Source organism: Bradyrhizobium sp. RP6 (genome assembly GCF_003837805.1).
Taxonomy (GTDB): domain Bacteria; phylum Pseudomonadota; class Alphaproteobacteria; order Rhizobiales; family Xanthobacteraceae; genus Bradyrhizobium.
The window spans coordinates 137,527-144,642 of sequence record NZ_RQIT01000019.1 but is presented as its reverse complement, the minus strand read 5'-3'; the positions used below and the strand labels follow the sequence as shown (position 1 = coordinate 144,642).

The 7,116-nt window shown below is 64.9% G+C and carries 8 protein-coding genes; 4 read left to right on the top strand and 4 right to left on the bottom strand.

The window, feature by feature from the left end; genetic code table 11:
- On the bottom strand, positions 1-276 hold a 276-nt coding region (locus EHH60_RS27935; RefSeq protein WP_124162602.1), incomplete at its 3' end, for a hypothetical protein.
- A gap of 125 nt (positions 277-401) precedes the next feature.
- On the opposite strand from EHH60_RS27935, the gene EHH60_RS27930 reads away from it, so the two are divergent.
- Entirely contained in the window at positions 402-722 is a 321-nt protein-coding gene (locus EHH60_RS27930; protein WP_124162595.1) for a hypothetical protein, read from the top strand.
- A gap of 210 nt (positions 723-932) precedes the next feature.
- Complete coding sequence (locus tag EHH60_RS27925; RefSeq protein WP_024339469.1) at positions 933-1,217, top strand: hypothetical protein; 285 nt, start codon at positions 933-935, stop codon at positions 1,215-1,217.
- A gap of 80 nt (positions 1,218-1,297) precedes the next feature.
- Here the strand turns inward: EHH60_RS27925 and EHH60_RS27920 are convergent, their stop codons facing one another.
- Positions 1,298-2,524 carry a lytic murein transglycosylase gene (locus EHH60_RS27920; RefSeq protein ID WP_124162594.1) on the bottom strand — a complete coding sequence of 409 codons (1,227 nt, stop codon included), beginning with the start codon at positions 2,522-2,524 and terminating at the stop codon, positions 1,298-1,300.
- A 7-nt stretch (positions 2,525-2,531) separates the two neighbouring features.
- Positions 2,532-4,181: an energy-dependent translational throttle protein EttA gene (ettA, locus tag EHH60_RS27915; protein ID WP_124162593.1), complete on the bottom strand. Its 1,650-nt coding sequence runs from the start codon at positions 4,179-4,181 to the stop codon at positions 2,532-2,534.
- Positions 4,182-4,411: 230 nt separating this feature from the next.
- Here ettA and EHH60_RS27910 point away from each other — a divergent pair, with 230 nt between their 5' ends.
- Both EHH60_RS27910 and EHH60_RS27905 read left to right on the top strand, forming a co-directional pair.
- Entirely contained in the window at positions 4,412-4,627 is a 216-nt protein-coding gene (locus tag EHH60_RS27910; RefSeq protein ID WP_124162592.1) for a hypothetical protein, read from the top strand.
- A 127-nt stretch (positions 4,628-4,754) separates the two neighbouring features.
- Entirely contained in the window at positions 4,755-5,717 is a 963-nt protein-coding gene (locus EHH60_RS27905; RefSeq protein ID WP_124162591.1) for a D-2-hydroxyacid dehydrogenase family protein, read from the top strand.
- 74 nt (positions 5,718-5,791) lie between these two features.
- Here the strand turns inward: EHH60_RS27905 and EHH60_RS27900 are convergent, their stop codons facing one another.
- Positions 5,792-6,985, bottom strand: coding sequence for a L,D-transpeptidase family protein (locus tag EHH60_RS27900; RefSeq protein WP_199752086.1), 1,194 nt, complete (start codon positions 6,983-6,985; stop codon positions 5,792-5,794).
- Positions 6,986-7,116 lie beyond the last annotated feature (131 nt).

Below are 7,116 nucleotides of genomic sequence, written 5' to 3'. Positions count from 1 at the left end.
GCCGCCACCTCCGCAATCCCCGCCACTGCTGCCGCCATCGCTGCTGGAACAGCTGCCGCCGTCGGTCGAGCTCCCCGAACGGTCGCTGGAAAACCAGCTTCCCAACAAGAAGCCGTCGCTTGTCCCCATATAGGTGTTCCCGCCATGACCATCGCCGCCGGCCGTGGCGCGCGAGCGCCGCTGACCCCTATTCCGGAGGTGAGCGATCCAGCCGTAGCCGATCGCGAGGACAACCCCAGCGGCAATCAATGCATTGACCGTCGCGTTGCCCATCATCGTCTCCTGATGAAACAGGGTCCATGCCGGTTGGTCGTCTCCGGCAAAGGTGCCGTTCATTGATCATTCAAACGAAATATGGAACCTTGCCCCAAAGAGTTCCCGCGTGTGATAAGGTCAAGCGCATGAAGAAGTCGTTCCTGGCAGTCGCTGCCATCATCACTCTAACCCTGACGGCCGGAACATCTGCCCAAGCCCAGCGGGGCGTCGCAGCAGGCGTGGCGGCCGGGATCATCGGCGGCGCCATCGTCGGCGGTGCGCTGGCCTCTCCGTATTATTACGGACCTGGCCCCGGCTATTACGAACCGGGCTACTACCCGCCTCGCTACTACGCTCCCGGTCCGGGCTATGTCGCCGACGACTATTACGGCAACTGCGTCTGGCAGAAGCAGCGCTTCTGGGACGGCTATGCCTGGCGCGTCCGCCGCGTCAGAGTCTGCGGCTAAGGCGCCAGAACCGGTTCGCTACGGATGTGCCGTTCATCTCGGGGCCCGAAAAAGACCGCTTTTTCTCGTCACAGCTCCGTTTGCGTTTACCGTGGGTTGACCAATTGCGCGCTTCCTAGCTGCACGGCCAAATCCATCCGCGTGTGCGTGAACCTTTGAAACCCGAGCGCCCCTAACAAGGGGAGCCCATCTCCCAGGAGAGCCTTGAGCATGAAGAAGACTTTAGTTGCCGTCCTGACGGTTGCGACGGTCGCCGGTTCGCTGGTGACCGCCACTCCGTCCGCGAAGGCCCATGACGGCATCGGCGCCGGCATCGCGGCCGGCCTGATCGGCGGCGCGATCGTTGGCGGCGCTATCGCGTCGAGCCGCCCCGCCTATGGCGGTCCCGTATACGTCGCCGAGCCCGGCCCGCCGCCCCCGCCCTGCTACTGGCAGCGCCAGCGTTATTGGGACGGCTATGGCTGGGTCGTCCGCCCGGTTCGCGTCTGCTACTGATCTGATCGCACGGCGCTCCCAAGCGCCGCGATCGAGGCCCGGCCGAGACCATCGGCCGGGCTTTTTCTTTTGGCCCTGCGCTATCGCCTCGCCTGGATCGAGCGCAGCACCGCTTCGCTCGGCCAGCAATCGACCTTGAGGCCGACCGACTTCTGATAGGCGCCGAGCGCGGCGCGCGTCTGCATGCCGGCCTTGCCGTCGATCTTGTCCTTGTAGAGCCCGATGCGCGTCAGCTCGCGCTGCATGGTCTCGACGTCTTTCGTGCGCAGCTGCTTCGAAGCCGACCACGGGGTTGCGAATGGCAGCGGACTCGTCATCCGGTCGCTGAGATGACCGACGAACAGCACGTAGAGGTCGGAGAAATTGTACTCCTTGATCACGAAGTAATTCTTCGTGGTCAGGAACGACGGACCGTAGATGCCTTCGGGCTGGAGCAGCGAGGCCTGCTGCGCCTGCTCGGCGGCGCTGAGCCTCGCGCTACGCACCGGCACAAAGCCTTCGCGCAGCCATTGACCGATCGGCTTCGTCACCTCCGGTACGCCCGTGGTGCAATCAACCTTCGCCGGGGCCTGCACCTCATAGGACCAGCGCACCCCGCTTTGCCAACCCTTGTTGACGAGCTGCTGCGCGGCGGAGGCCAGCGCATCCGGCACGGAGTGCCAGATATCGATGCGGCCATCGCCGTCGAAGTCGACGCCATGCTTGTAATATTCCGACGGCAGGAACTGCGTCAGCCCGGTGGCCCCGGCCCAGGACGAGCGCATGTCCTTGCGCGTCACCATGCCCTCGCCGAGAATCTTGAGCGAGAGAATGAACTCGTTGCGATACTGGTCCTTGCGGCGTCCGACATAGGCCTGCGTCGCCAGCACGCGCACGAGATCGTAAGGCAGCGTGTAGCGGCCGTAATCGGTCTCTCGGCCCCAGATCGCGAGCATGACGGTGGCGGGCACGCCGGAGCTTCTCTCGATCTCGGTCAGTGCGGTGCGATATTTTTGCAGCAGCCGCTGCCCCTCGCCGGCGAGCCGGGCGATCGACGCTTCCTTGACGTAGTCGGCCGGCACCTGCACGAACTCGGCCTGCGACGGCGCGCCGGTCGCGGGCCGTCCGGGCAGGATCAAATCAGGCAATTTGTAATCAGGCTCGAGCCCGCGCGTCTCTCGCTCGAACGTCGCGCGCGAGACGCCCGCGGCCTGCGCTTCCGGCCAGAGCGAGGCGATGAATTGCGTGAAGGCCGCGTCTGCTGCCCGGGCGGACGACCAGCCGCAGGTGACCACGATCACCGCAGCGATGAGCGCCCGCCGCATCAGGTCCCCATCACCGCGTCAGCTTCTTGTACTTCACACGGTGTGGAATGATGCTGTCCTGGCCGAGACGGCGCATCTTGTCCTTCTCGTAATCCTGGAAATTGCCCTCGAACCATTCGACATGGCTGTCGCCTTCGAAGGCCAGGATGTGGGTCGCGATGCGGTCGAGGAACCAGCGATCGTGGCTGATGATGACGGCGCAGCCGGCAAAGTCCTCCAGTGCCTCTTCGAGCGCACGCAGCGTGTCGACGTCGAGGTCGTTGGTCGGTTCGTCGAGCAGCAGCACGTTGGCGCCGGACTTCAGCATCTTGGCGAGATGCACGCGGTTGCGTTCACCGCCGGACAACGCGCCGACCTTCTTCTGCTGGTCCGCGCCCTTGAAGTTGAACGCCGAGCAATAGCCGCGCGAGTTCACTTCCTTCTTGCCGAGCAGGATCAATTCGTTGCCGCCCGAAATCTCCTCCCAAACGGTCTTCTTGCCGTCGAGCGCATCGCGCGACTGGTCGACATAGCCGAGATGCACGGTCTCGCCGACTGTGATCGTGCCTGCGTCCGGCTTCTCCTGGCCGGTGATCATCCTGAACAGCGTGGTCTTGCCGGCGCCGTTGGGACCGATCACGCCGACGATGCCGCCGGGCGGCAGCTTGAACGTGAGATTGTCGATCAAGAGGCGATCTCCAAAGCCTTTGCTGAGGCCATCGAAATCGACGACGTTGGCGCCGAGCCGCTCGGCAACGGGAATGATGATCTGGGCGGTCTGGGTCTGCTTCTCGCTCGCTTTCTTGAGCAGCTCCTCATAGCGCTGGTAGCGCGCTTTCGACTTGGCCTGGCGCGCCTTCGGCGAGGAGGCGACCCATTCCTGCTCGCGGGCGAGCGTCTTCTGGTGCGCGGCATCCTCGCGCCCCTCCTGCTCCAGGCGCTTCTGCTTCTGCACCAGCCAGGACGAATAATTGCCCTCGTAGGGGATGCCGCGGCCGCGATCGAGCTCGAGAATCCAGCCCGTGACGTTGTCGAGGAAGTAGCGGTCGTGGGTGACGATCAGGATCGCGCCGGGATAGTTGCGCAGGTGCCCTTCCAGCCACGACACGGATTCGGCGTCGAGATGGTTGGTCGGCTCGTCCAGCAGCAGCAGCTCGGGTTGGTCCAGCAGCAGCCGGCACAGCGCGACGCGGCGGCGCTCACCGCCCGAGAGCTTGGTCACGTCGGCATCATCGGGCGGACAGCGCAGCGCGTCCATGGCCTGGTCCACCTTGCTGTCGAGATCCCAAAGGCCCTGGGCCTCGATCTCGTCCTGCAGCTTGGTCATCTCATCGGCCGTTTCGTCCGAGTAATTGACCGCGAGTTCGTTGTAGCGGTCGAGGATCGCCTTCTGCTTGGCGACGCCCTGCATCACGTTCTCGCGCACCGAGAGCTTCGGATCGAGTTGCGGCTCCTGCTCGAGATAGCCGACACGGGCGCCCTCGGCGACCCAGGCCTCGCCAGTGTATTCCTTGTCCAGGCCGGCCATGATCCTGAGCAGCGTCGACTTGCCCGAGCCGTTGACGCCAAGCACGCCGATCTTGGCGTCGGGATAGAAGCTCAGGTGGATGTTATCGAGCACCTTCCGGGTCGGGTAGCTCTTGGTCAGGCCCTGCATGAAATAGATGAACTGGCGCGCCATCGGTCCCGTGACACCTTCGATTTGAGGAAATTTGCTTGCCGCCGATGTAACGATCCCGCCCTCAAAGGGCAATGTTTTCCGTCCGTTCACCATGGATGAATACGGACGGACACCATCCGGACGCCAATCCGGACAATTGAAACTTTCTTTTAATAAATCAGGCCAAAGCTCGGTTTCGCGCGGAAACAGCGCCGCCCGCCAGAATGAACGGGAGCACAGCGAGGCCGACCATGGCTCTGATCGAGACCAACACTCTTCCTGTTCCGGCAGAAGCCGGCCACGTCTCCGGGTTCGTCTCGGAGATCAAGGGCTTCTGGAAGCGCTTCTTCGCCACCGCCTTCAATCCCTACCGGCCCGAACTGCACTACATGCGTGGACCCGGTCCCGCCTGGCGCGCCAAGCACGGCATGGATGCGCCGTTCCGCCTGAAGCCCCGCGATCTCTGAGCCTCCTCTCCTATCGGATTTTTGAAGTCGCAAGCTGCTTGCACGCTGTCCCGATTGCGCGCAACCATGGCCCGGCCCGACGATGGCGCCCGCTTGCACCGTCACCTCTCGCCATGGATGAACGCTGATGAGCCGGCTGCGCTGTGCAATTCTCGACGACTATTTCAACCTCGCGCTCGACGTCGCCGATTGGCCGAAACTGTCCGACCGGGTCGAGGTCACCGTGTTCAGCCACCCCTTCGCTTCGGAGCAGGCCGCGGCAAGCGCGCTGGCGGATTTCGATGTCATCTGCGCGATGCGCGAGCGCACCGCATTCCCCAAGAGCCTGTTCGAGAGCCTACCGAAGCTGAAGTTGCTGTTGACCTCAGGCATGCGCAACGCCTCCATCGACATGGAGGCCGCGAAGGCGCGCAATGTGGCCATCGGCGGCACACAATATTCCCGCGATCCGACGGCGCCGCTCACCATGGGCCTGATCCTGGAACTGACTCGCGGCATCGGCCGCGAGAATGCGCGCATGCATGCGGGCGAGCCCTGGCAAACCTTTGCCGGCGTCGAGATCGAAGGCATGACGCTCGGCATCGTCGGGCTCGGCAAGCTCGGCAGCAAGATGGCGGGCATTGCGAAGGCGTTCGGCATGAACGTGATCGCCTGGAGCCCGAACCTCACGCCGGAGAAGTGCAAGGAGGCCGGCGTCGGCTACGCCAACAAGGAGGAGCTATTCGCCAAGGCCGATATCGTCACCATCCATGTCGTGCTGAGCGAGCGCTCGCGCGGACTGGTTGGAGCTGCCGATCTTGCGCGGATGAAGCCGACCGCCTTTCTCGTCAACACCGCACGCGGACCGATCGTGGACGAGCAGGCGCTGCTCGAGGCGTTGCAGCAGAGGAGGATCGCGGGCGCCGGCTTGGACGTGTTCTCGGTCGAGCCGCTGCCGGTCGACCATCCCTTCCGCAAACTCGACAATCTCGTGCTGACGCCACATCTCGGCTACGCCACCACCGACGGACTACGCATCCATTACGGCCAGATGGTCGAGGCGATCGACGCCTTCACCAAGGGCGGCGAGCTGCCGCGCAGGCTTGCCTGAAGCGACACTGGCCTCAAACGACGATGGGCGTGCCCAAGGCACGCCCATCGCAATTCGAACTTCTCTCGCAGCGCTCAGCGCACGGTGACCGGCGCGGGCAGCGGCGGCACCACCGTCGGCTGCGTGCCCGGGACCGGACCGGCCTGGGCGGACATCGGAGCCGGCCCGGCAGCGCTGGGCGTCGGTGCGGCGGAGGCGGTCGCCGTTCCCGGCGGCGGACCGCCCGGCAGCACCACCACGCGGGTGCCGACCTTGACGCGATCGAACAGGTCGGAGACGTCCTCGTTCAGCATGCCGATGCAGCCGGAGGAGACGAACTTACCGATCGTCGAGGGCTGGTTGGTGCCGTGGATGCGGTAGACCGTCGAGCCGAGATACATCGCGCGGGCCCCTAACGGATTGCCGGGGCCGCCGGCCATGAAGCGCGGCAGGTAGGGCTGACGCTCGATCATCTCGGTCGGCGGATGCCAATCCGGCCACTCGGCCTTGCGGGTGATCTTCTGCACGCCGGTCCAGGTGAAGCCGTCGCGGCCGACGCGGACGCCGTAGCGGATCGCACGGCCGTTGCCGAGCACGTAATAGAGGTAGGTGTTGGGCGTATCGACCACGAGCGTGCCGGCCGGCTCCTTGGTCTGGAACGCGACTTCCTGGCGGCGCAGGTTTTGCGGTAGCTGCGCCGGCGCAGCATCGGGCTGCTCCTCGGGCGGCAGCGACGCGATTGTCATCGGCCGGCCATCGGCATCGACGGGCGGCTGGGCGGACTGGACCGTCCCGGTCGCGGCGGGACCACCGACGGCCTCAGGCGGACGCAGGCCGTCATTGGCGGGCGCCTGCTGTCCCGGACGATTGGCATAGATCACCGGCGGCGGACCCGCGGGCCGGCCGTAGCGGGGATCGTCCGGCGACATCACGGGCCCTTGGGGCGCCGCCGAATAGACCGGCGGAGCGCCAGCCGGACGACCATAACGGGGATCATCCGGCGACATCACCGGACCCTGCGGGGCGGCCGAATAGACCGGGGGGGCGCCGAGCGGGCGACCGTAGCGTGGATCGTCGACTGGGCCGGGCGGCGGTAGCGAGGCCTGCGGCATCGCCTCGTCGTCTTCGTCCAGTGCGTCGAAATTCGGCGTGCGGTCACCGGGCCGATATTCGGCCGGGGCGCCATAGCTCGGCGCCTGCTGGACTGGATAGCTCTGAGCCTGAGCGAGCGAGGTTCCCGCCGCAGCGACTGTTGCGGCAGCGCATATCGTCAGAAAATGTTTGATCATCATCGCTCTTGTATAGTCCCGAAGCCCGATCGGACCGTTAACGGCCAGATGACGGAAGATAGCGGCACATTCAAGACATATCAGGACTATTTGCGCCGGATTTGCCGATTTGTGATCCGCAAGACGACCGT

Bases quoted from the DNA above. Each gene is read 5' to 3' on its own strand.
- EHH60_RS27930 (WP_124162595.1), top strand. From the start codon at position 402: ATGAAGAAGTCGTTCCTGGCAGTCGCTGCCATCATCACTCTAACCCTG.
- EHH60_RS27925 (WP_024339469.1), top strand. From the start codon at position 933: ATGAAGAAGACTTTAGTTGCCGTCCTGACGGTTGCGACGGTCGCCGGT.
- ettA (WP_124162593.1), bottom strand. From the start codon at position 4,181: ATGGCGCGCCAGTTCATCTATTTCATGCAGGGCCTGACCAAGAGCTAC.
- EHH60_RS27910 (WP_124162592.1), top strand. From the start codon at position 4,412: ATGGCTCTGATCGAGACCAACACTCTTCCTGTTCCGGCAGAAGCCGGC.
- EHH60_RS27905 (WP_124162591.1), top strand. From the start codon at position 4,755: ATGAGCCGGCTGCGCTGTGCAATTCTCGACGACTATTTCAACCTCGCG.
- EHH60_RS27900 (WP_199752086.1), bottom strand. From the start codon at position 6,985: ATGATCAAACATTTTCTGACGATATGCGCTGCCGCAACAGTCGCTGCG.